The sequence below is a fragment of the Phycicoccus endophyticus genome (assembly GCF_011326735.1).
Taxonomy (GTDB): domain Bacteria; phylum Actinomycetota; class Actinomycetes; order Actinomycetales; family Dermatophilaceae; genus Phycicoccus; species Phycicoccus endophyticus.
This window is the reverse complement of the sequence record NZ_JAANCN010000005.1, coordinates 159,864-182,277: the sequence shown is the minus strand read 5'-3', so window position 1 is coordinate 182,277 and position 22,414 is coordinate 159,864. Positions and strand designations below refer to the sequence as shown.

Here is a 22,414-nt window from a genome sequence, read left to right as displayed (position 1 = left end):
TGGTGCAGCCTGTTCCTCGGCTGTTTTCGCATGCCCGCGGGCCGCGGACCGCCCGTCCGTGGGTCTTCGAGTGCAGCCGAGCAGGCCGCCGTCCCGACCCCGGGCCACCCGGCCCGACACCCGCGAAAGAGACCCATCGTGAGCAAGCGGACCTTCCAGCCCAACACCCGTCGCCGCGCCAAGACGCACGGCTTCCGTCTGCGGATGCGCACCCGCGCCGGCCGCTCCATCCTCGCCGCCCGTCGGCGCAAGGGTCGCGCCCAGCTCTCGGCCTGAGGCCGTGCGGTGCTGCCGGCGCCGAACCGTCTGCGCCAGCGGGCGGACTTCACGTCGGCGGTCCGCGGCCCCGGGAGCACCCGGGCCGGTTCGCGACTCCTCGTGGTCCACGCCACCCGACCCGACGCGCGCGCGGGACGCCCGCCGCGGGTCGGCTTCGTCGTGTCCCGGGCCGTCGGTGGTGCCGTGGTGCGCAACCGCACCAAGCGCCGGCTGCGCGCCCTCGTCGCCGCCCGGCTCGGCGGGTTGCCGGCAGGGGTCGACGTCGTGGTGCGGGCCAACCCGGCGGCCGGCGGCGCGACCTCGGCGGAACTCGGTGCGGTGCTCGACACGTTGTGCCACAAGGTGATCGGCCGGGTCGGAGGTGCGGGGTGAGCGTGGGTCGCATCGTCGTGACGCCGCTGGTGTGGCTCGTCCGCGGCTACCAGCGCTACGTCAGCCCGATGCGACCGGCGACCTGCCGCTACTACCCGTCATGCTCGGCGTACGCCGTGACCGCGCTCGAGCGGTTCGGGCCGGTGCGCGGGTCCTGGCTGGCGCTGCGCCGGTTGGGCCGCTGCCACCCGTGGACTCCCGGCGGGGTCGACCACGTGCCCGACCGCGACCCGGCCAGCGGCCGGCCGGTCCCGGGGACGACCGGACCCAAGCCGTACGCGCCGAGCACGGGAGCGGCGAGACCGACCCACCCCTGACCCCGTCACGACCGTGACAGCACCCGCCGGCCCCGGCCGGCCCGACGAAGGACATCATGGGCGACCTGTTCAACAGCATCCTGGCCCCGATCGAGTGGCTCGTGGCCTGGATCATGTACGGCTTCCACGAGCTGTTCACCGGGATCGGCATGCCCGCCGACTCGGGGTGGACCTGGACGCTGTCGATCATCGGCCTCGTGCTCGTCATGCGGGCGGCGATGATCCCGCTGTTCGTCCGGCAGATCCGGGCCTCGCGCAAGATGCAGCTGATCCAGCCCGAGCTGCAGAAGATCCAGAAGAAGTACAAGGGCAAGACCGACCCTGAGTCCCGCCAGGCGATGACCCAGGAGACGATGGAGCTGTACAAGAAGGAGGGGACCAACCCCTTCAGCTCGTGCCTGCCGATCCTCGTGCAGTCCCCGTTCTTCTTCGGTCTCTTCCGGGTGCTGCGCGGGCTCGAGGACATCGCCTCCGGCGGCACCGACCCGATCGGCCCGATCACGGCCGCGGTCGCCCGCCAGGCGGAGTCGGCGCAGATCTTCGGCGCCCAGCTCTCGGACACCTTCCTCGGGGCCGACGGCACGGCCACCCAGATCGTCACGATCGTGCTCATCGTCCTGATGTCCGCGACCACGTTCACGACCCAGCGGCAGCTGATGACCAAGAACATGCCGCAGTCGGCGCTCGACAGTCCGTTCGCCAAGCAGCAGAAGATGCTGCTCTACATCTTCCCGGTGGTCTTCGCCGTCTCCGGTGTCAACTTCCCGATCGGTGTCCTCGTCTACTGGTTCACGACGAACGTGTGGTCGATGGTCCAGCAGTTCTACGTCATCCGCCGGATGCCGGCGCCGGGGTCGGCCGCGGAGCGGGCCTACCACGAGCGGCTGGCCCGCAAGGGCAAGCCGGTGCCCGGTGCGGTCGCCGCCGGTGACGGGGCCGCCGCGGGCGAGGAGAGCCCGGGGGGCTCGACGCCCACCGGGGGCCAGCGCAGCCAACCGAAGTCCAAGAAGCGCTCCAAGCGCAAGTGAACGCCCGGCCGCCACGGGCGGCCTGCTGCCGCCCGGGCGCCCCGCACCCCTACCGTCCCCAGGAGGACTGATGAGCGAGAACACCACCGAGCGCGCCGCGGACGCCGGACCGCAGGTGCAGGCCCCGGCCGCGCAGGCAGAGGCCCCGAGCGGCGCCGTGCTCGCGGGGTCCGCGGAGACCGCCGCAGCGGTGACGCCCGGTGCACCCGAGGCCGCCGAGAGCGCTCCCGGGGGGGCGGCGGAGGCGGCCGCGACCCTGACCGGCGAGCAGGAGGAGACGACCTCCCCCGCCGACGGTGACCAGGAGCAGGCCGCCGCCGAGCGGCCCTCGGGGCGCGGGTCCCGGCGCCGACAGCTGGAGCGGGAGGGCGAGGTCGCCGCCGACTTCCTCGAGACCCTGCTCGACATCTGCGACCTCGACGGCGATCTCGACGTCGACATCGACGGCGACCGGGCCGCGGTGTCGATCGTCGACAGCGACGAGGGGCGGGTGCCGCGCCGGCTCGTCGGGCAGGACGGCGCGGTCCTCGAGGCGGTCCAGGAGCTGACCCGGCTCGCGGTCCAGTCCGAGACGGGGGAGCGCAGTCGGCTCATGCTCGACATCGCCGGGCACCGGGCCGCGCGACGGGCCGAGCTCGTGCGCATCGCCCGGGAGGCGATCGAGGAGGCGCGGCGGTCCGAGGAGCCGCAGTCGCTCGAGCCGATGACGGCCTTCGAGCGCAAGGTCGTCCATGACGAGGTGCTCGCCGCCGGGCTCACCTCGGAGTCCGCGGGCTCCGAACCACGCCGCTACGTCGTGATCACCACCTCGGCCTGAGCGGTCGTTTCACGTGAAACGCGACGGGGAGAGCCCGCAGTCGCCGGCGGCCGCACCCTCGGGTGCGGCCGCCGTCTTCGGTGACCGGCTCGGCCTGGCCGAGCGGTTCGTCGCGACACTCGCGGACACCGGGGTGACCCACGGGCTCATCGGCCCGCGCGAGGTGCCCCGGCTGTGGGAGCGGCACGTGCTCAACTGTGCGGTCATCGCGGACGCCTTCCCCGCCGGCGCGCGGGTCGTCGACGTCGGCTCCGGTGCGGGGCTGCCCGGGGTGGCGTTGGCGATCGCCCGGCCGGACCTCGAGGTCCATCTCGTCGAGCCGATGCTGCGGCGCACCACCTGGCTGGAGCAGCTCGTCACCGAGCTCGAGCTCCTCGACGTCACCGTCCACCGTGGCCGGGCCGAGGAGGTCGGACCGCAGCTGTGCTCTGCGTGGGTCACGGCTCGGGCCGTCGCTCGGCTGGGAACCCTCGCCCGCTGGTGCCTGCCGTTGCTCGAGCCCGGTGGCACCGTGGTGGCGATGAAGGGCCGGTCCGCGCGCGAGGAGCTGGCGGCCGACCACGAGGCCCTGACGGCGCTCGGCCTGGGGACCGCGGTCGTCACCGAGCACGGTCTCGGCGTCCTGCCGGAACCGGTCCTCACGGTTGACCTGACCTTCCCCCACGGGAGCTCGTCCCCAGCCCGCGTACGGGCGGGCCGCCCACGTTCGGGACGCCGAGGGGGAACGGCCGGGTCGACACAGCGACGTCGTCGGAGGCGTTGACCCGACCGGCGAGCCCTGATGGGCGGCGCGCGTTTCACGTGAAACGATTCCGCGGGGACGCCAGCGACGGGGCCTCCCGAGGGCGCGTCCGGCCGGTCGTCGCGCCCGCTCACTGCCGCCGACTGTTTCACGTGGAACGCTCCGCCGCTGCCGTGCAGACGCGCTGGTCCACGGTGGCTGTCCACAGGTTGTCCACCGCCCGGTCGCGACCCCCGGCGCCGGTGACCGGGTCCCGGAAGCCGCACCACTACACGGCTTCCGGGACCCGACCGACGCCGTCGGCGACCTCGCGCCGCGCTCACCCCCAGCGTTGTCCACAGGCGAGGGCCGCCTTGGCGTGTCGGCGGCCGGTGGGGTTGGATGGACCCCGCACAACCGCGAGGAGGTACCGGTGAGCACAGCGCTCGAGACCGAGGATGCGCCACCCGTCGCCGACGGACTCGGCTTCCCGACGAGGCCCGGACGGGGGGGCACCGACCTCGGGTGGCCGGACGCCGTTTCACGTGAAACCACGGCGCCGCAGGCAGCGGCTGCCGACGACGGCACGCAGGACCGGGAGGCCGGGGACGACCCCGACGAACGGGCCGCCATCGCGGATGCCCTGCCCGGCGCGGACGAGTACACGCCCCTGGCCCAGGCGGTCGCCGACGATGCGCGCAAGCGGATCACCCTGACCGGTCGTGTGGTGCCCCGTCCGGCGCGCACCCGGCTGCTCACCTTGGCCAACCAGAAGGGGGGAGTGGGGAAGACGACGACAGCGGTCAACGTCGCCGCCGCGCTCGCGGGGGCCGGCGCACAGGTGCTCGTCATCGACCTCGACCCCCAGGGCAACGCGAGCACCGCCCTCGGGATCGCTCACCACGCCGAGGTCCCGAGCGTGTACGACGTCCTCGTCGACGGCACGCCGCTCGCGGACGTCGTCCAGCCGTGCCCGACGATCGATGGGCTGCACTGTGCGCCGGCGACGATCGACCTGGCCGGTGCCGAGATCGAGCTCGTCTCGCTCGTGGCCCGCGAGACCCGGCTGAAGAAGGCGGTCGACGCCTACGTCGCGGCGCTGCGCGCGGCCGGCCAGCGCCTGGACTACGTCCTCGTCGACTGCCCGCCGAGCCTCGGTCTGCTCACGGTCAACGCGTTCGTCGCGGCGAGCGAGGTCTTCATCCCCATCCAGTGCGAGTACTACGCCCTCGAGGGGCTGAGCCAGCTGCTCAACAACATCGAGCTGATCCGCAGCCACCTCAACCCGGAGCTGCACGTCTCGACCATCCTGCTCACGATGTACGACGGGCGGACCCGCCTGTCGGCGCAGGTCGCCGAGGAGGTGCGCGAGCACTTCCCGGACCAGACCCTGCGGGCGACGGTGCCGCGGTCGGTGCGCATCTCCGAGGCCCCGAGCCACGGTCAGACCGTGATGACCTACGACCCGAACAGCAGCGGCGCCCTCTCCTACCTCGAGGCGGCCGTCGAGCTCGCCGAGCGCGGTGCCGCCCCAGCGACGAGTGAGGAGTCCGCATGAGCGAGAAGCGCCGAGCCCTCGGCCGGGGCCTGGGGGCCCTCATCCCGAGCCAGCCGGCCACCGACCGGCCGGTCGACGTCTTCTTCCCCGCACCGGAGGGCAGTGACCCGGGCCCTGCCGGCCCGGCGGACCCCGGCGACCCGCCGGCCGCCGGCCGAGCCGAGGACGCCGACGGGCCCTTGGACGAGGGTGCCCCCGAGGAGAGCACCGGTCTGCGCCCCGTGCCCGGTGCCCGGTTCGCCGAGGTGCCGCTGGAGGCCATCCGGCCCAACCCGCGCCAGCCGCGGACGGTCTTCGACGAGGACGAGCTGGCCGAGCTGGTCCACTCGATCCGGGAGATCGGGGTCCTGCAGCCGGTCGTCGTGCGGCCGCTGCCCGATGCCGCGCCCGAGGACCCGGTGCGCTTCGAGCTCGTCATGGGGGAGCGGCGCTGGCGGGCGTCGAAGGAGGCCGGCAAGGACGCCGTCCCGGCCATCGTCCGCTCGACCGCCGAGGACGGCCTGCTGCGCGACGCGCTGCTGGAGAACCTCCACCGCAGCCAGCTCAACCCGCTCGAGGAGGCGGCCGCCTACCAACAGCTCCTCGACGACTTCGGCTGCACCCAGGAGGAGCTCTCCAGCCGGATCGGCCGCTCGCGCCCGCAGATCTCCAACACCCTGCGCCTGCTGCGCCTGCCACCCCTCGTCGCCCGGCGGGTGGCCGCCGGCGTCCTCAGCGCCGGGCACGCCCGCGCCCTCCTCGGGCTCGCCGACGCCGCCGCGATGGAACGGATGGCCCAGCGGGTCGTCGCCGAGGGGCTGTCGGTCCGCAGCGTCGAGGAGCTCGTGGCCCTCGGCGAGGACGAGCCGAGCCCGGCCGCCCGCGCCAAGCCCCGCCCCGGGGGCCGTCGACCCCAGCTGGACGACCTCGCCGCCGACCTCTCCGACCGGCTCGACACCCGCGTGCGGATCGCCCTCGGGCAGCGCAAGGGGCGGCTCACCGTCGAGTTCGCCTCGGTCGAGGACCTGCACCGGATCCTCGAGCTGATGCGGCTGCGGGACGGGTCGCCCGCCGCGGACACCGCCTCGGCCCGGCCCTGACCAGGCGGGAGCCCGCCGGGACTCCGGGCGCGGCCCGAACCCGACGCCGGCCCCGACACGCCGACGGCCCCGGACCACCCAAGGGTCCGGGGCCGTCGGCGTCCGCCACGAGGGCGGCAGGTCGTCAGCCGATGAACTGCTCCAGCTCCCGCAGGAGAACCGGCTTGGGGCGGGCGCCGATGATCGTCTTGACGATCTCGCCGCCCTGGTAGACGTGCATCGTCGGGATGCTCGTGATGCCGAGCTGGCCGGTGACGCCCGGGTTCTCGTCGGTGTTGAGCTTGACGACGGAGATCTTGTCCCCGTGGTCGCGGGCGATCTCCTCCAGGACGGGGGCCACGGCGCGGCACGGGCCGCACCACTCGGCCCAGAAGTCGACGACGACGGGCTTGTCGCTGCGCAGGACGTCGGCCTCGAAGGTCGCGTCGGAGGTGGTGCTGACGGCTGCCATGGGTGCCTCTCTCTGCCCCGCTCGGGGCGGTGGGTGGTGGTCTGTCGAGGTGGTCGGTGAACGGGTCGTCAGTGGGCGAGGTAGCGCTGGGCGTCGAGGGCGGCCGCGCAGCCGGACCCCGCGGCGGTGATGGCCTGGCGGTAGGTGTGGTCGACGAGGTCGCCGCAGGCGAAGACCCCGGGCACGCTCGTGGCGTGGGTGCGCCCCTCGACGAGGACGTAGCCCTCGGGGTCGAGCTCGACCTGACCCTTGACGAGCTCGTTGCGCGGGTCGTGCCCGATGGCGACGAACAGCCCGGTGACCGCGAGCTCGCGGGTCTGGCCGGTCACCGTGTCGCGCAGGGTCACCCCGGTGACCTTCTCCTCGCCGTGGATGGCGTCGACGGCGCTGTTCCACGCGAAGTGGATCTTCTCGTCGGCGGTGGCCCGCTCGGCCATGATGCTGCTGGCGCGCAGCTCGTCCCGGCGCACGACGACCGTGACCGACCGGGCGAACTTGGTCAGGAAGGTCGCCTCCTCCATCGCGGAGTCACCGCCGCCGACGACCGCGATGTCCTGGTCGCGGAAGAAGAAGCCGTCACACGTGGCACACCAGGAGACGCCGTGCCCGGAGAGCCGCTTCTCGTCCGGCAGCCCGAGCTCGCGGTAGGCCGAGCCCATGGCGAGGATGACCGCGCGGGCGCGGTACTCGGTACCGGAGCCGTCGCGGACGAGCTTGACCTCGCCGTCGAGCTCGACGTGCTCGACGTCGTCGGTGACGATCTCGGCGCCGAAGCGCTCGGCCTGGGCGCGCATGTTCTCCATGAGGTCCGGGCCCATGATGCCGTCGCGGAACCCCGGGAAGTTCTCCACCTCGGTGGTGTTCATCAGGGCACCGCCGGCGGTCACCGACCCCTCGATGACCAGCGGCTCGAGGTTGGCGCGCGCCGCGTAGACCGCGGCGGTCCAGCCGGCCGGGCCGGAGCCGATGATGATGACGTTGCGGACGTCGGAGGTCACGGACACATCCCCTTGTGGTGGCAGCGGGCGGCGACCGCAACATGCGGTACGCCGATGGAACCGATCCTAGGGCCGCGGGGTTCCCTGCGCCGCCCCGCCTCGCCGACCGGCGAGGTCGCGGTGGGCACCGGGGTGCGGACCCGGCATCGACCGACAAGGATACCCCAGCGGGTATGTCGACCGAGCCGTGCCGGCGCGAGGTCACATGATCGTGCTCGGGCCGCCGAGGACGTCGGCCTGGGTGACCGAGCAGGTGCGCTCGACCGCCCACACGGTGCGGCGCCCGGACTCGGCGGTGGCGACGAGGACGGCGGCGGGGGAGCCGTCGACGACCGCGAGGTCGACCACGACGGTGTCCCGGTCGGGGACGCCGAGCCCCTGGGCGCACGAGCGGGCTCCGGCGGCGGTCCCCACCGGGCCGAGTGCCTTGCCGGGACCCTCGGCCTGGGCCTGCATCGTCGGGGCGCTCGAGGCGCGCCGACCGGTGCCGTCCCAGGGCAGGCTCGCGCGCACCTGCTCGGCGAGCGAGGCCGTGCTGTAGTCCCGCCCGCTCTGCAGGACGACGACGCCGAGCTCGTCGTCCTCGGCAAGCAGCGTGCGCGCACCCGTCTCGGCGACCTCGGGGCCGGAGGCCGCTCCGGCGTCCGCCGAGTCCTCCGACATGCCGACGCTCGCGGTGAGACCACCGGGACGCAGCGCCTGGACGACCACGCCCCCGACCCCGAGCACGCCGACGACGGCGGCGGCGACGGCGAGCACCTGCCAGCGGGTGCGCCGGCGCAGGGTGAGGACCTGTGCGGCGTCCGGGTCCGCCGGCAGGGCCGAAGGCCACGGGGCACCGTCGTGGGCCGCCGGTGCCGGCCAGGTGCCGGCCCGTCGGGCCTCGTCGGCCAGCGCGGCCTCGATCCGCGTCACGAGGTCGGTGGGCATCGGCCCGGGGTCGCCGAGCGACCCGAGGAGGGCACGCATCCCCGTGGGGTCGTGCTCGACCGGGTCGGTCTCGTCGTGCGGGCGGGTCACGAGCTGCTCCGGGTGGTGGCATGGCGGGGAGGACGACGGGCGGGCGGGGTCGGCGGACAGGAGTCCGCCACCAGGTAAGACGTCACGAGGCCTCCTGGGGTTCCGGGGCGCCGTCGCCGGGACGGAGCATTCCGGCCAGCGCCTCCCGACCGCGGAAGCACCGCGACTTCACGGTGCCCTCGGCGACGCCGAGCACGCTCGCGGCCTCGGCGACCGAGAGGCCGTGCATGTCGACGAGGACGAGCGCGAGCCGCTGGCCCTCCGGCAGCCGCTCGAGGGCCGCGCGGACCACGAGTGCCGTCTCCGTCGCGCCGTGGTGGTCGTGCCGGTCGGGCAGGTCGACCTCGCCGAGGTCGCCGGCCCGGCGCACCGGGACCTTCTCCCGGCGGAGCCGGTCCAGGCAGGAGTTGACGACGATGCGGTGCAGCCACGTGGTGACGGCGGCGTCGCCGCGGTAGCCCTCGGCCCGCCGGAAGGCCGAGATGAACGCCTCCTGGAGCGCGTCGGCGGCCAGCTCGCGGTGGCCGGTGGTGCGCAGCGCGACGGCGTACATCCGGTCCCGGTGGCGGCGGAAGAGCTCACCGAAGGCGGCGCCGTCGTCACCGTCGACGTGCCGGGCGAGCAGCACCGCGTCGTCGAGCTCGGTGAGCTCAGCAGCCATCACGCGCAGACCCTCTCAGCCGGTGACGACGACCTCGTTGAGCCACGCCCGCCGCTTGCCGTCCTCGTCGGGGTGCAGCCCGGTGTACCAGACGACGATGTACTGACCCGAGACCTTCTGCGGCACGGGGAAGTCCAGCTCGCCCTTGACGTTCTTCTTCGACCCGATCTTCCGGGCGCCCTCGAGCGAGGCGTCGGGCCCGACGTAGACCTCGAGGTCGACGTTCTTGGGGATGTCCAGGCGGACGTCCTGCGGCTTCTTGTTCGGCCCGAGGTCGACGATCAGCCCGACGCCCTGCTTGAGGCCGCCGAACTCGTCGGTGAGGTAGTTCTCGGAGTACCAGCCGGTCGAGGTGTCGCCGTCGTAGGTCTTCGGTGCGATGGAGGAGTTCTCGGCGTTGTCGCCCTGCGGGTCGTACGGCTCGACCTTGAGGATCGCCAGGGGCTCCGGCTCCGAGGAGCCCTCCTGGGTGGAGGACTCCTCGGACGCGCTCGGCGAGGACGCCGTCGTCGTCGCGGTCGAGGTCGTGGAGTCGGTGAGGCCGAGGTCGGAGTGCGACCCGATCCGGCTCACCCCGATGATGCCGATGACGAGCGCGACGATGAGGAAGGCGATGACGATGCCGAGCGCCAGCTTGGACTCGTCGTGGCTGAGCGGCTCGGCGGGGACCGCCGCGGAGGTGCCGTCGGGGCCGTCGGGGTCCCCCGGCCGGGTGTCCGGGGAGAGCTCGGTGACCTTGTCGACCGCGCGGCGGGCCAGTGTCCCGGCGCGGCCCCCGACCCGCGCTGCCGCACCGGCGAGGGCGGCCCCACCGGCCGCCGTGGCACCCCCGGCCGGCCCGGAGGTCGCCTCCTCCCGGGCACGCGGTGCGACCGGCCGGTACTCCTCGGTCTCCTCGAGGTCCTCCCCGAGCAGCCAGGGCGGCGGGGCGGCGGGCACGTCGTCCTGCCCGACCTCCTCGGCGTCGTCGGCATCGGTGTCCTCGAGGTCGGTGTCCTCGGCGACGGTGTCCGGGGTCCCGGTGACCGCCGGCGAGGCGGCCGCGGCCCGCGGCAGCTCCGCGGTGCCCTCGGGCGCAGACGCGGGACGGGCGGTGGCCGCCGGTCGGCCGAGCACCTGGCGCGAGGGCCAGGGGGCGACCTGGCGGGCGTAGTCGCCCGGGCTCGTCGGGCCCTCGTCACCGTTGAGGGTGAGCCGGCACAGCGCGTCGAGGTCCCGGGGTACGCCGGCGGCGGTCTCGGCCGGGGCGACGACCCCGCCGGGGACGCGGGAGGCCGCCGGCAGGCCGCCGGAGGCGTTCTCCAGGGGCCAGCGCCCGGTGAGGCCGGCGTAGGCGAGCGCGACGACCCCGACCGCGTCACGGCGGGCGGCCTCGTCCGGGTCGAGAGCGTCGATCCCCGCGCGGACCGCGGCGATCTCCAGGCCCCGCACGCGTACCTCGCCGTCCGGGGTGCGGACGACGTCGGCGGGCGTGAGGTCGAGGTGGTGCATGCCGCGCTGGCGGGCGGACTCCAAGGCCGCGGCCACCTCACCGGTGATCCGGCGCACCTCGTCGCCGGGGATGCCGCCGTCGGTGACGAGCTCGGCGAGGGTGCGGGCCTCGGCGAGCTCCTCCTCGACGACGTAGGCGACCTCGTCGTCCTCGCCGACGTCGAGCACCCGCACGAGCACCGCGTGCGCGACCGAGCCGGCACGGCGGGCGGCGTCGAGCAGCCCGGCGGCGCGGTGGTCGTCCGCGGGGACGACGAGGATCGACACCCCCCGGCTCAGGGTCGTGTCCGCCGCGCTCCAGCGCTCGGTGCCCCGGTCCTGTGCGAGCCGTTCGCGCATCGTGTAGCGCCCCCCGAGGACGGTTCCGGGCCCGACACCCCTCACCCTGGCTCCTTCCGTCGCCGGTCACGGCTCGAACCCGCCGGTGGGCCCGGCAGGTCCGTCCATCGTAGGGGGTGGACCTGCGGCACAGGCCCCGGCGCGGCGAGCCCCGGCGTGGGGACGCGGGTGCGGGCGCTCAGCCGGCCTCGCCGGCGAGCCGCTGCCAGGCCAGCCGCGCGATCCGCCGCTCGTTGGGGAAGGTGAGGTGGCGGTGGGCCTCCTCGAGCGGGAGCCACGCGACGTCGATGGCCTCCTGGTCGGGGTCCTTCTCGATGGTGAGGAAGCCACCGGTGGCCTCGAGGAGGTAGTGGTGGACGTACTTGTGGATGCGCCGGTCGCCCGCCGCGAACCAGTAGTCGATCGTGCCGAGCTCGATGAGGACTCGCCCGGCGATGCCGGTCTCCTCCTCGACCTCGCGGGCGGCGGTCTCCGGGAGGGTCTCCTCGCCCTCGATGTGCCCCTTGGGCAGGCACCACTCGACGCGCCCGGCCCGGTTGCGGCGGGCGATGACGGCGATCCGGGCCCGGCCCTGGTGGACGTCCACGACGACCCCGCCGGCGCTGCGCTCCTCGACCGCCGGCAGCCGCCGCGGCGGCCCCCCGGACGGGTCGGCGGCGGCGTGGCTCATCCGTTCACTGTAGCCACTGCGGACCCAGGGGGCTCCGGGCTCGCCGGCCGGGCGCGGTGGCCCCGTCGAGCCCCGTCGGCCGTGCTCACCGGGCCCGCCGCCGCCCCCTACGCTTGGGCCTCGTGTCCGACCGCCAGCCCCCGGCCGCGCTGCTGCGCGCGGCCGTCAGCAACCTCGCACCGGTGCTGCCCGTGCTCACCGAGCTCGGGGAGCGCTTCGCCGCCGCCGGGCACGAGATCGCCCTCGTCGGGGGCCCGGTGCGCGACGCCTTCCTCGGCCGCTCGCCGACCGACCTGGACCTGACGACCTCGGCGCGCCCCGAACAGACCGAGGCCATCCTCACCGCGTGGGGCGGCACGACGTGGGACATGGGGCGGGCGTTCGGGACCATCGGGGCCCGCCGCGGGGGCACCGTCGTCGAGGTGACGACCTACCGGGCCGACGCCTACGACGGGCGCACCCGCAAGCCGGTCGTCGCGTTCGGCGACTCCCTCGAGGAGGACCTCCTGCGGCGCGACTTCGCGTGCAACGCGATGGCGCTGCGCCTGCCCGGGCTGACCTTCGTCGACCCCCACGGGGGCCTCGGCGACCTCACCGCGGGCGTCCTGCGCACGCCGACCGCGCCGGAGGTCTCCTTCGGCGACGACCCGCTGCGGATGATGCGCGCCGCCCGGTTCGTCGCGCAGCTGGGCTTCGTCCCGGGGCCGGAGGTGCTCGCGGCGATGCAGGAGATGGCCGCCTCGCTCGACATCGTCTCCGCCGAGCGGGTGCGCGACGAGCTCGTCAAGCTCCTCCTCGCCGGGCACCCCCGGGCGGGGCTGGAGCTGCTCGTCGCCTCGGGGCTGGCGGCCGTCGTCCTGCCCGAGCTGCCGGCCCTGCGCCTCGAGGTCGACGAGCACCACCGCCACAAGGACGTCTACGAGCACTCGATGACCGTCCTCGAGCAGGCGATCGACCTCGAGGGGCCGGCGGGAGGCCCCCCGGAGTCGGTCCCCGGGCCCGACCTCGTCCTGCGTCTCGCGGCGCTCCTGCACGACATCGGCAAGCCCGCCACCCGTCGCTTCGAGGAGGGCGGGGGGGTCTCCTTCCACCACCACGAGGTGGTCGGCGCCAAGCTCACGGCCAAGCGGATGCGCGCGCTGCGCTTCGACAAGGACACGACCAAGGCGGTCGCCCGGCTCGTCGAGCTCCACCTGCGCTTCCACGGGTACGGCGACGGCGCCTGGACCGACTCCGCGGTGCGCCGGTACGTCACGGACGCCGGAGAGCTGCTGCCCCGGCTGCACCGGCTGACCCGCGCCGACTGCACGACCCGCAACCTCAAGAAGGCCCGCCGGCTCTCGCGGGCCTACGACGACCTCGAGGAGCGCATCGCGCGGATCACCGAGCAGGAGGAGCTGAAGGCGGTACGCCCCGAGCTCGACGGCCACGAGATCGCCGAGGCCCTCGGCATCGCGCCCGGGCCGGTCCTCGGCCGGGCCTACAAGCACCTGCTCGCGGTGCGTCTCGACGAGGGCCCGATCGGCAAGGACGCAGCCCGCGAGCGGCTGCGCGCGTGGTGGGCCGAGCAGCCGGAGTCCTCCACCGGCGGCTGAGCGCCCCCGGTCCGCGGCTACCGGGCGAGCTCGCCCTGGGCCCTGGTCGCGGAGATCTCGAACTCGAGGGTGACCCGCTCGGAGACGAGCACCCCGCCGGCGTCCAGCGGCATGTTCCACTCGAGCCCGAAGTCGCGGCGGTCGACCTTGCGCGACCCCTCGAAGCCGGCCCGCAGCACGCCGAAGGCGTCGGTCCGCACCCCGGTGAGCGCGATGGGGATCGACATCGTCCGGGTGACGTCGCGGATGGTGAGGTCGCCCGTGACGAGGAAGGCGTCGTCCTCGATCTCCTCGACGCGGCTGCTGACGAAAGTCACCAGGGGGTGGTGCTCGACGTCGAGGAAGTCCGCGCTGCGCAGGTGCTCGTCGCGCTGGGGCGTGCGGGTGTCGATGCTCGCGGCCCGCAGGGTGACCTCGACGTGCGAGGCGTCGACGTCCTCGAGGTCGGCGTGGATCCGCCCGGCGACGTCGTTGAACGAGCCGCGCACGGTGGTGATCATGGCGTGCCGGGCGGAGAAGCCGATCCGGGTGTGCTGCGGGTCGATGGCCCAGTCGCCGCTGAGGCTCGGGCGCTCGCGCATGGTGTCTCCACGGCTCGGGGATGTCGGTCGTGCCCGCGCAGTGTCGCAGAGGAGGACCCCCGTGTCGACGGGGACGACCGGCCCGGGGGCGCTCACCCGCGTGGGACGGCCCGGTCCGGGCTAGGCTCGCCCGGACATCGTCCGCTCGGCCGTGGGAGACCGCTATGCCCGTCCTCGCCCGTCCGGGCCGGGGGAGGCCGACCCGGCCCGCCGCCTGGCCCGTGGGGCCCCCGGCGCACCTTCCGGTGGCCGCAGCCCCCGGGAGCGGCGGATGAGCGCCGCCGACCCGTCGCGGCCCACCCCCTCCGTGGTCGTGCGCGCGGGCAGTGCCACCGACGTCGGCCGGGTGCGCGAGCACAACGAGGACAGCGTCGTCGTCGGCGCGCGGGTGTTCGCCGTCGCCGACGGCATGGGCGGGCACGCGGCGGGCGAGGTGGCCTCGCAGCTCGTCGCAGAGGCCCTCGCCGGTCTCGAGCAGCGCCTGCCGGCCGGGCCCGAGGACGTCACGGAGGCGCTGCACGAGGCGAACCGCCGGGTCCTGCAGGCGCAGCAGGGCCGTCCCGAGCTGCGTGGCATGGGGACGACGGCCACCGGCCTCGTCGTCGCCGGAGCCCCCGACGAGGAGGGCTGGGTCGTCTTCAACGTCGGCGACTCCCGCGTGTACCGCGTGGCGGACGCGCAGATCCGGCAGGTGAGCCGCGACCACTCGGAGGTGCGTGAGCTCCTCGAGGCCGGGCTGCTCGCCCCCGAGGACGTCGCCACCCACCCGCTGCGCAACGTCATCACCCGCTCTCTCGGCACCGACCCGGCACCCGACCCCGACATCTGGGAGCTGCCGGTCACTCCCGGTGAGCGCTTCGTGGTCTGCAGCGACGGCCTGAGCAACGAGCTGGACGACGGGCAGATCCTCGAGCTCGCGACTGAGCACCCCGACCCCCAGCGCGCCGCCGAGGAGCTCGTCGACGCCGCCGTGCGGGCCGGGGGGCGGGACAACGTCTCCGTCGTCGTCGTCGCCGTGGAGCACGGCCCCGGCGAGGCCCCGGGCGGCGCGGCCTGAGAACCGCCGCACGCCCGGCCGCGCTCAGCCCGCGGCCGTGGCGGCCTCGGTCACCGGCACCTCGACGTCGGCGAACCAGGGGCTCGTCAAGGTCACCGAGCTCGTCCCGGCCGGCAGCGGCGGGTAGAGCGCCGACTGCGGGGGAGCCGCGCTCCCGCTCGTGATCCGCAGGATGGGGTTGGAGAGCGCCGACCAGCCGTCGACCTCCTTGTCGAAGGTGACGACCGAGTACTCCTTGGCGTCCGCCACCATCACCGGGTAGTTCTCCCACCGCCGCACGTTGGCGTCGGAGGGGCTGCTCGAGCCCTTCCCCCCGCTCACCCGCCACACGAGCAGCGTCGAGGCGTCGGACCGGGTGAGCTGGTAGAACGTGAAGGTCGAGCCGGCGAACGAGGAGCCCTTCGCGGCCCTGGTCCTCGCGATCTCGGTGAGCGGCGCGGCCCCCTCGAGCAGCTCGGCCGAACGGTCCTCGAGGGACGGCGAGGGCGAGCTCGTCGGGCTCGCCGTGGCACTGTCGTCGCCGGAGGTGACCGACACCGAGCCCGAGCCCGTCGGCTCCGGGGTGTCCGGGTCGTCGCTGCAGCCGGTGAGGGCGATGGTGGCGAGGGCGGCCGCGGTCAGGGCCGCGAGACGTCGGGTCATGGCCTCGGTCCTCACTGGGGAAGGGTGATCGTCACCCGGCGGTTGAGCGCGCGGCCGCGCGCGGTCTCGTTGCTCGCGATCGGCTCGCTCTCGCCCTTGCCGACCCTGCGGATGCTGATGCTGCCCGGCAGCCGGCGCTTCAGGGCGGCCGCCACGGCCGCGGCCCGGCGCTTGGACAGGTCGAGGTTGTAGGCCTCCGAGGCGTTGCTGTCGGTATGCCCGGTGACGGTGATCGTGCCGCGCGTGCCGGCCTCGGTGATCTCGGCTGCAGCCTCGCGGATGACCGACCCGGCCGTGGAGGTCAGGCTCGCCTCGTCCGTGGCGAAGAGGACCGTCGCGTCGAGGTCGAGCTCCTTGACGCCTCCCCGCGTGGCCTCGGTCAGCTTCTTGGCGACGTCCTCGACCTGGGCGCGTAGGTCGAAGACGGCCTTCTCGGGGGCGACGGCCTCGGCGACCGCCGAGGTCTCGACGGTGGGCCAGCCGGTGCCGACGGCCGGTGCGGGGTCCTCGACGGCCGGTTCGAGCAGGCCGTCCTCGACCGGGACCCCCTGGACCAGCTGGGAGCCGATGAGCACGTCGACGGTGCTCACGTCCGTCGGGACGGGCGCGAGGACGGTGTAGCCGACGACGGCCTTCCCGAGCTCGTCGGCCCCGGCGGTGAAGTCGATGTTCTTCGTCGAGATGCACCGCCGCGAGGAGTCCAGCCGCAGGGCGCTGTACGCGACGTCGTGCTCGGGGTCGATCGCCGCTGCCGTGCAGACGAGGGAGACCGCGCCACCCTGGTTGAGCACGTAGTTGTTCCCGTTGCCGTACGCGTCGAAGTGCGCCGCGTCCCCCCGCTGGTCCTGCACCCGCAGCCCCATGGAGTAGTACAGGACGGTGCCACCGTCCACCCGACGCAGGCCGTGCACCGTGAGCACCGCGAGTCGGTCGTCGGTGACGTTGCCGACCCAGGCCTGGCCGAGCACGGGCACCCCCTCGACCTCCGGCAGCGGCGGCGCGGTGGCCGCGTGGGCGGGCCCGCCGGCCACGAGCGCCGCGGCAGCGAGCACGGCAGACACTGTCCTCATCGCGATGGTCCCTCCTCGGCCGCGGCCTCCCCGCCCCGATGGTAGCGAGGCCCGCCTCCGGGCGCGGCCGGAGACGGCGGCGAGGGCCGAGGGTCGTGGCAGGCTTGCCCTGCCACGACACGGGGAGGGACGCGATGGAGGAACGGGAGGCGGTCCGGCAGGGGCCGCGCACGTGGGTGGTCGTCGCCCTCACGCTGACGGCGGTGCTCGCCGCGGCCCTGCTGTTCGTCGGGGGCCTCGTCACGGGCGTCGTCATCAGCCACGATGCGGCGAGCAGCGCGGCTCCGGCCCCGGCCGGGGGCGCCGCGTCGAGCGCGAGCCCCACCACCACGGCCGGGGCGGGCGACGGGAGTACCTCGGGCACAGGCTCGCTCGACCCGTGCCTCGTCGGGTCGTGGCGCACCGTGGAGCACTCCGAGAGCTCGGACACGCCGCAGGGCACGGTGACGATCACCGGTCTGCAGCGCACGCTCGAGATCAGCGAGGACGGACGCGAACGGGTCACCTACGACCCGACGCCGGCCGAGATCACGACCGACGAGGGCTCCGGGACCATCGTCTTCGACGGCACGGCCGTGTACTCCGTGAGCACCGACGGGGGCCGGATGAGCTTCGAGCTGGAGTCCTCCGAGGGCACGGTGACGGTGAGCGTCGAGGGGGCCGACCCCCAGACCCAGGACCTCACGCCCGGCACCGGCCCGGTCTCGTACACGTGCTCCGGCGACCGGTTCGTCGAGACGGCCACGGGCTTCCGCAACGTCTGGGAGCGCACGTCCTCGTGACCGGGGCGCTCACCCTTGCCGCCGGCTGCGGGCTCGGGGCCGGCCTCGCGGTGCGCCGGCGGCTCGACGGGCGCGGCTACCGGTACGACGACGAGCGTGACCTGCGAACGACCAGCCACGCCTGGGTCCCCTGGGCGTGCGCCGTCGTGACGCCCCTCATGGTGGCCACCGGCTGGACCGTCGGGAGTGCGGAGCGGGACGGGTCCGCTTCGGCCGGTGTCGCGCTCGCGCTGCTGCTGGTCCTCGTCGGGCTCGTGCTCGTCGTCCTGGCCGCCGTCGACCTGGACGTGCAGCGGCTGCCGGACGCGATCACCCTGCGGGTGGCTCCGGGGACGCTGCTCGGTCTGCTCGCCGTGTCGGCCCTGCGGGGCGAGCACACCGACCTGGTCCGCTCGGTGCTCGCCGCGGTGGTGCTCGGCGCGGTCTACCTCGGGCTCGTCCTGCTCGGCGGGGCCTCCGGGATGGGGCTCGGGGACGCCAAGCTCGCTCCCACCCTCGGGCTGCTGCTCGGCTACCTCGGGTGGTCCCACGTCGTCCTCGCGACGGTGCTCGCGTTCGTCTCCGTCGCCCTGCTCGGCGCGGTGCTCCTCGCCCTGCGCCGGGCGGACCGCCGGACCTCGCTGCCCCTCGGTCCGCACCTGGTCGGCGCGGCGGTGCTCGTGCTCGCGCTGCCCGGGCTCGGTGCCCTCCTGGCCGGGCTCAGCCGGTCAGGGTGAACGTGGCCAGGATCTTGTCGAAGTCGAGGTCCTGGAACTCACCGCGCGGCGCGACGGCGAGCGCGTTCATGATGAGGTCCGGGCTGACCTGCGCCATGAGCTGCCACGTCGTGACGACCTCGTCGGAGCCGGGCTGTGGCTGGTCCCACTGCAGGAGGATGGCGCGCTGGGCCCCCGGCCAGGTGACCGGTGCGCGGACGACCTCGACGTCCGGGTCCGCCTCGAGGCTGATCTCCAGCGCCTTGGACTGCTCGATGGCGTCGCTGCGCGGGTCGGGGTCGGTGACGACGGCGATGATCGGCGGCTGCCTGCCCTGGACGGACTTCAGCCACCGGTAGGTCGTCGAGCCGGACCTCGTCGTCGGGCTCTGCTCCTCGAAGTCCGCCGGCACCTGCATCGTGAACCCGTCGCCCGAGACGGTGCGGTCGGTCAGGGAGTCGGTCCCGTCGTGGACCAGCGGTGCCGAGGGCGACTCGCTCGGGGTGATCTTGCGCAGCTTCTCGGGCAGGTCGTCGTCCGCGCTGCCCGAGGAGCAGGCCGCCGTGAGGAGGGAGAGCACCCCGACGAGCACGACGACACGAGCGGCGCGGACCCCCGGATGCGACATGGCGCCGAGTGTACGATGCGGCGCTGGGCCCACGGGCCCGCGGGCGGGAGAAGGTCCTCGGACCCATGCGGGCGGACGGCCCCGCGTGACAGCATGGTGGCCGTGATCCCGGCGGAGGGCCGGGGACGGTGTCCTTGACGAGCGAGGGGGTCGATGGTGTTCGGGCGCGGAACGGAGCGCGGCGCGACCGCCTTGGAGTACGGCGGCTTCATCGCCGTGGCGGCGCTCGTCGTGAGCACCGTCTTCCTCGGCATCGGCGGGGGGAGCAACGCCCTGGGTCGCGGGGTCACCGAGGCGATCTGCAAGCTGTTCACCCTGGGCCAGGGCTCGTGTGACGTGCCGATCCAGGCCGAGGACCGCATCCCCCCGGAGCCGTGCGTCGTCACGGCGTCGGGGCACGACGCCAAGGTGACCGGTGCGCTGGCGGTCACCGTCGGCGGCACCGAGCGGTGGCTCGTCGAGGAGCTGTCCGACGGGACCTACCGGGTCACCCGGGGCACCGGCGCCGAGGTGTCGGCCGCGGCCGGCGTCGGCTTCAACGTCACCGGCACGTGGGACGACAAGGAGTACGGCGCCGAGGCCTCCGCGTCGGCGGGGGGTGGCGTGAGCTTCGGCGAGGGCGAGGTCTACAACCTCCCGAACGAGCAGGCGGTGCAGGACCTCATGTACGCCCACTACGCGGACATCGCCCTCGACACCGTCGTCGGCGACGAGGACTACGAGATCCCGCTGACCGGCTGGCACGTGCCCAACCCCATCCGCTGGGGGTCGGACCAGGTCACCGACCTGGCCGGCGTGCCCGACCTGCCCGAGTCCGACGAGACGTACTACGAGGGCGGCGCCTCCGCGAGCGCGCAGGCCTCGGCCACGCTCATCGCCGCCAACGCCGACGCCAACGTCGGCGTGCAGGCACTGCTCGGCACGAAGGTGGGCAAGGACGGCTCGACGACGACGTACTACTCCGCGCTCGTCAGCGGTGGCATCAACGCCGGCACGTGGGGAGGCGACGGCAAGGGGGAGACCGTCTACGCCGAGGCGGCCGCCTCCGGGCAGGTGGACGCCGGCATCTCGATCGACCGGGACGCCGCCGGTGAGGTCACCTCCATCTCGGTGGTGTACGGCTACCAGGGGGAGGCCCACGCCGGGGAGAACTCCTCCGACGAGGGGTCGCGCCACGAGGAGACGGTCACCCTTCCCGTGGAGACGGCCGCCGACCGGCAGGTCGCGTCCGACTTCCTCAACGCGATGAACATGGGCCCGGTGCCGGGCCTGCCGGGGTACGTGCCCAACCCGCAGGCGGGCAAGGTCACCGACCCGCTGGCGGCCGCCCAGGGCACCGTCGACTTCGTACGCGCGGTGCAGGACCACGGCTACCTCAGCCGGCAGGACTTCACGACCGACGACGGTGACTACGGCTTCGACTTCGACGCCAAGCTGATCGCCGAGCTCGGCCTCAGCCTCGACGTCCAGACCTCGGAGCTGCAGACGACCGGCGGCGAGTACTACAACGGCGAGGCCTGGGTGCCGTGGGAGGCCTGCAGTGCCTGAGGGCTCCTTCCTCCAGCGGCTGCTCACCCGCCCGCTGGTCCTCTTCCGCTTCGCCCTCGTGGCCGGCGGCGTGCTCATGCTCGTCATCGCCCTCGTCGTCCTGCTCGGCGGCGGTCCCGCGGTCACGGTGCTCGGCCGAGGCGCGGCCGGGCAGAGCCTGAGCGCCTCGGCCGCCGGGACGGCCGAGGTCTTCGCCGACGTCGAGCAGACCGGTGACACCACGTGCGAGGTCGACGGCAGCCGCGCGGACTCCCTCACCCAGCTGCCCGGTGGCCCGGTCGAGGTGGACGGCGCCACGTGGTACCCGACCGCGAACAAGGTCTCGGTCACCGCCGGCGCGTCGGTGGTGTGCGAGGCCGACGGCGCGAGCGAGGTGCTGCTCGCCGAGCGCAGCGGCCGTGAGCGTGTCCTCAAGGCCACCCTCTTCGCCGTCGCCGGCGTGGGCGGCCTGCTCCTCGGGCTCGGGGGCCTGCTGCTCGCCCGCGCACGGAGGTCGGGGCGGTGACCGTCGAACGCGTGGCCGCGCAGGTGGGCGCGGTCCTCACCCTCGTCGTCGTCACCTCGGTGTGCGCCGTGGCCATCGGGGCGCTCGCGGCGGCGACGTCGAACCCCACCTTCGGCGTCGTCTTCAAGACCCTCGTCGTCCTCGCGGTCCTCGTGGCCGTCCTCACGGCCTTCATGCGCTGGGGCGGAGGGGGCAGCCTGCCGGCCTGGCTGGCGGTGGCGGTGACCGCCTACGTGCTCACCCCGGCCGCCTGGGGCGGGACCCTGCTGTTCACCCGCGCCCTCGGCCTGCCGGCACCGCTGGCGTGGCTCGCCGACCTCGTCCTCTGGCTCGCGCTGTCGTGGTACGTCGTCCGCCGGGTCCTGCCCGGGGCGACCCGGGAGGACCTCAGTGGGCTGCGCTGACCCCGAGCGGGCCCGGTGCCTCAGGGGCGACCGACGTAGACATGCTTGACGGCGTCCCCGGAGCAGGTGATCTCGCCGGGGGGCTCGAGGCCCTCGATCTGCGCGACGGCGTAGAGGACGGTGTCCCCGAGCCGGCTGTCACCGTGGTCGGGGTCGGTGAGCTGCGGCGAACCGCCCCCCGAGACCTGGCACATCCCGGGGTCCGGTGCGCCGCCCGGCCGGGGGTCGGAGCCGTCCGTCGAGGACACCCACACCATCGGCGAGCCCTCGGCCTCCATGATGGGGAAGGAGGCCCCGCCCATCGAGTCCGCATAGAGCAGCGGCTCGGTCGGCTCGCTGGCACACGCGGCGAGGAGCACGAGGGCCGAGGCCGCGAGGGCGGGGCTGGTGCGAGGCCACGGGCAGCTCATCGCGGCAGTCTCGCAGAGACCGCGTCGCCGGGCCAGGTGGCTGCGGCGGGGTCAGCCGCCGAACCGGTGGATCCCCCGGCTGCGGGGGTGGACCAGACCACCGATGCCCAGCAGCCCGATCCCGGCCACGACGAAGGCGAGCGGCACGTCACGCACCCCGACGTCGGTGGGCAGGGCGAGCAGCGGCCCCTGGCTCATCGCCGGCCCGTCGCAGCGCAGCACGTCCCCGGCCTCGGAGGGCCCGACCGTGACGACCGGGAAGTACGAGGAGGAGTCCTCCACCCGGCTCCCGACGGCGTCGAAGTCCGGCGTGACCTCCAGCTCGGTGACGGCGCCCCCTCGGGTGCGGGTGCACCCCCACTGCGCCGGCTCGGGCAGGTCGGGGTTGTCACCGGCGGCGAAGAGCGTCGTGCCGGGGTCGAACAGGGGCGAGCCCTCGAGGGTGACCGGGGCCCCGTCGGCGACCACGGAGACCGGGAGCCGGGGCTGGGACCAGGCCATGACGCCGATGGCGACACCCGCCAGGCCGAGCAGCGCCAGCACGACGCTCGCCAGCACGCCGACCCGGTGACTGCGGTCCGTGCTCGTTCTCGATGGTCGTCTCTGTCGGTTGCGGGTCCGCATGCTCGGTGGCCTTGGAATGTGGTTCGGGAACACGTAACTTGTGGAAGACTGTGCCAGGCCCGCCCAGCGGGT

Annotated in this window: 27 protein-coding genes; 15 read left to right on the top strand and 12 right to left on the bottom strand. The window is 74.3% G+C overall.

All coding sequences use genetic code 11. From position 1 onward, the window contains the following. Positions 1 to 138: 138 nt before the first annotated feature. The 8 genes from rpmH (at position 139) to G8D98_RS07845 (ending at position 6,171) form a co-directional block, all read left to right on the top strand. Entirely contained in the window at positions 139 to 276 is a 138-nt protein-coding gene (gene rpmH, locus G8D98_RS07880; protein WP_166101359.1) for a 50S ribosomal protein L34, read from the top strand. 9 nt (positions 277 to 285) lie between these two features. Next, a complete protein-coding gene (gene rnpA / locus G8D98_RS07875) occupies positions 286 to 651 on the top strand; it encodes a ribonuclease P protein component (protein ID WP_166101356.1) in 366 nt (121 codons plus the stop codon). Continuing rightward, entirely contained in the window at positions 648 to 968 is a 321-nt protein-coding gene (yidD, locus tag G8D98_RS07870; RefSeq protein WP_166101354.1) for a membrane protein insertion efficiency factor YidD, read from the top strand. The genes rnpA and yidD overlap by 4 nt, the downstream gene beginning before the upstream one ends. Positions 969 to 1,024: 56 nt before the next feature. Further along, positions 1,025 to 1,996, top strand: a complete 972-nt coding sequence (gene yidC / locus G8D98_RS07865; RefSeq protein ID WP_166101352.1) for a membrane protein insertase YidC — start codon at positions 1,025 to 1,027, stop codon at positions 1,994 to 1,996. Positions 1,997 to 2,066: 70 nt separating this feature from the next. Beyond that, positions 2,067 to 2,813: a Jag family protein gene (locus G8D98_RS07860; protein ID WP_166101350.1), complete on the top strand. Its 747-nt coding sequence runs from the start codon at positions 2,067 to 2,069 to the stop codon at positions 2,811 to 2,813. Between the two features lie 13 nt (positions 2,814 to 2,826). Then, positions 2,827 to 3,576 carry a 16S rRNA (guanine(527)-N(7))-methyltransferase RsmG gene (gene rsmG / locus G8D98_RS07855; protein WP_166101347.1) on the top strand — a complete coding sequence of 250 codons (750 nt, stop codon included), beginning with the start codon at positions 2,827 to 2,829 and terminating at the stop codon, positions 3,574 to 3,576. A 391-nt stretch (positions 3,577 to 3,967) separates the two neighbouring features. Then, positions 3,968 to 5,092, top strand: a complete 1,125-nt coding sequence (locus G8D98_RS07850) for a ParA family protein (RefSeq protein ID WP_275944343.1) — start codon at positions 3,968 to 3,970, stop codon at positions 5,090 to 5,092. After that, entirely contained in the window at positions 5,089 to 6,171 is a 1,083-nt protein-coding gene (locus tag G8D98_RS07845) for a ParB/RepB/Spo0J family partition protein (protein WP_166101344.1), read from the top strand. The genes G8D98_RS07850 and G8D98_RS07845 overlap by 4 nt, the downstream gene beginning before the upstream one ends. Before the next feature lie 124 nt (positions 6,172 to 6,295). Here the strand turns inward: G8D98_RS07845 and trxA are convergent, their stop codons facing one another. The 6 genes from trxA to G8D98_RS07815 form a co-directional block, all read right to left on the bottom strand. Further along, positions 6,296 to 6,622: a thioredoxin gene (gene trxA, locus G8D98_RS07840; protein ID WP_166101341.1), complete on the bottom strand. Its 327-nt coding sequence runs from the start codon at positions 6,620 to 6,622 to the stop codon at positions 6,296 to 6,298. Between the two features lie 68 nt (positions 6,623 to 6,690). Beyond that, entirely contained in the window at positions 6,691 to 7,620 is a 930-nt protein-coding gene (trxB, locus tag G8D98_RS07835) for a thioredoxin-disulfide reductase (RefSeq protein WP_166101339.1), read from the bottom strand. 201 nt (positions 7,621 to 7,821) lie between these two features. Next, positions 7,822 to 8,640, bottom strand: a complete 819-nt coding sequence (locus G8D98_RS07830) for a hypothetical protein (protein WP_166101337.1) — start codon at positions 8,638 to 8,640, stop codon at positions 7,822 to 7,824. 82 nt (positions 8,641 to 8,722) lie between these two features. Next, positions 8,723 to 9,301, bottom strand: coding sequence for an RNA polymerase sigma factor SigM (gene sigM, locus G8D98_RS07825; RefSeq protein WP_166101493.1), 579 nt, complete (start codon positions 9,299 to 9,301; stop codon positions 8,723 to 8,725). 15 nt (positions 9,302 to 9,316) lie between these two features. Beyond that, positions 9,317 to 11,176, bottom strand: a complete 1,860-nt coding sequence (locus tag G8D98_RS07820) for a protein kinase family protein (protein ID WP_166101334.1) — start codon at positions 11,174 to 11,176, stop codon at positions 9,317 to 9,319. A 133-nt stretch (positions 11,177 to 11,309) separates the two neighbouring features. Continuing rightward, entirely contained in the window at positions 11,310 to 11,801 is a 492-nt protein-coding gene (locus tag G8D98_RS07815; RefSeq protein WP_166101331.1) for an NUDIX hydrolase, read from the bottom strand. A gap of 122 nt (positions 11,802 to 11,923) precedes the next feature. Between G8D98_RS07815 and G8D98_RS07810 the strand changes: the two genes are divergently transcribed. After that, entirely contained in the window at positions 11,924 to 13,396 is a 1,473-nt protein-coding gene (locus tag G8D98_RS07810; RefSeq protein WP_308788825.1) for a CCA tRNA nucleotidyltransferase, read from the top strand. A 17-nt stretch (positions 13,397 to 13,413) separates the two neighbouring features. Here G8D98_RS07810 and G8D98_RS07805 read toward each other — a convergent pair whose 3' ends face one another. Further along, the gene (locus G8D98_RS07805; protein ID WP_166101328.1) at positions 13,414 to 13,977 is read right to left on the bottom strand and encodes a YceI family protein; all 564 of its coding nucleotides are present in this window, start codon (positions 13,975 to 13,977) and stop codon (positions 13,414 to 13,416) included. Between the two features lie 271 nt (positions 13,978 to 14,248). Here G8D98_RS07805 and G8D98_RS07800 point away from each other — a divergent pair, with 271 nt between their 5' ends. Then, positions 14,249 to 15,034 (top strand): PP2C family protein-serine/threonine phosphatase, encoded by a 786-nt coding sequence (locus G8D98_RS07800; protein ID WP_166101326.1) that lies wholly within the window; start codon positions 14,249 to 14,251, stop codon positions 15,032 to 15,034. 24 nt (positions 15,035 to 15,058) lie between these two features. Here G8D98_RS07800 and G8D98_RS07795 read toward each other — a convergent pair whose 3' ends face one another. Continuing rightward, complete coding sequence (locus G8D98_RS07795; RefSeq protein WP_166101323.1) at positions 15,059 to 15,676, bottom strand: hypothetical protein; 618 nt, start codon at positions 15,674 to 15,676, stop codon at positions 15,059 to 15,061. Positions 15,677 to 15,687: 11 nt separating this feature from the next. Further along, a complete protein-coding gene (locus G8D98_RS07790; RefSeq protein WP_166101320.1) occupies positions 15,688 to 16,746 on the bottom strand; it encodes an OmpA family protein in 1,059 nt (352 codons plus the stop codon). A gap of 134 nt (positions 16,747 to 16,880) precedes the next feature. On the opposite strand from G8D98_RS07790, the gene G8D98_RS07785 reads away from it, so the two are divergent. After that, positions 16,881 to 17,528, top strand: a complete 648-nt coding sequence (locus G8D98_RS07785) for a hypothetical protein (protein WP_166101317.1) — start codon at positions 16,881 to 16,883, stop codon at positions 17,526 to 17,528. Continuing rightward, positions 17,525 to 18,244, top strand: a complete 720-nt coding sequence (locus G8D98_RS07780) for a prepilin peptidase (protein WP_166101315.1) — start codon at positions 17,525 to 17,527, stop codon at positions 18,242 to 18,244. Before G8D98_RS07785 ends, G8D98_RS07780 begins: the two co-directional genes overlap by 4 nt. Here G8D98_RS07780 and G8D98_RS07775 read toward each other — a convergent pair. Next, entirely contained in the window at positions 18,228 to 18,851 is a 624-nt protein-coding gene (locus tag G8D98_RS07775) for a hypothetical protein (RefSeq protein ID WP_166101312.1), read from the bottom strand. The two genes, G8D98_RS07780 and G8D98_RS07775, sit on opposite strands and share 17 nt — an antisense overlap. A gap of 153 nt (positions 18,852 to 19,004) precedes the next feature. On the opposite strand from G8D98_RS07775, the gene G8D98_RS07770 reads away from it, so the two are divergent. From G8D98_RS07770 to G8D98_RS07760, 3 genes are read left to right on the top strand one after another with little or no spacing between them, the layout of a single operon-like run. Beyond that, positions 19,005 to 20,399 carry a hypothetical protein gene (locus G8D98_RS07770; protein ID WP_166101308.1) on the top strand — a complete coding sequence of 465 codons (1,395 nt, stop codon included), beginning with the start codon at positions 19,005 to 19,007 and terminating at the stop codon, positions 20,397 to 20,399. Further along, positions 20,392 to 20,904, top strand: a complete 513-nt coding sequence (locus G8D98_RS07765; protein ID WP_166101306.1) for a hypothetical protein — start codon at positions 20,392 to 20,394, stop codon at positions 20,902 to 20,904. Before G8D98_RS07770 ends, G8D98_RS07765 begins: the two co-directional genes overlap by 8 nt. Then, a complete protein-coding gene (locus G8D98_RS07760) occupies positions 20,901 to 21,308 on the top strand; it encodes a hypothetical protein (RefSeq protein WP_166101304.1) in 408 nt (135 codons plus the stop codon). The genes G8D98_RS07765 and G8D98_RS07760 overlap by 4 nt, the downstream gene beginning before the upstream one ends. A gap of 20 nt (positions 21,309 to 21,328) precedes the next feature. On the opposite strand, the gene G8D98_RS07755 is transcribed toward G8D98_RS07760, so the two are convergent. Continuing rightward, positions 21,329 to 21,718, bottom strand: coding sequence for a hypothetical protein (locus tag G8D98_RS07755; RefSeq protein WP_166101302.1), 390 nt, complete (start codon positions 21,716 to 21,718; stop codon positions 21,329 to 21,331). Positions 21,719 to 21,769: 51 nt separating this feature from the next. Next, entirely contained in the window at positions 21,770 to 22,276 is a 507-nt protein-coding gene (locus G8D98_RS07750; protein WP_166101300.1) for a hypothetical protein, read from the bottom strand. Positions 22,277 to 22,414 lie beyond the last annotated feature (138 nt).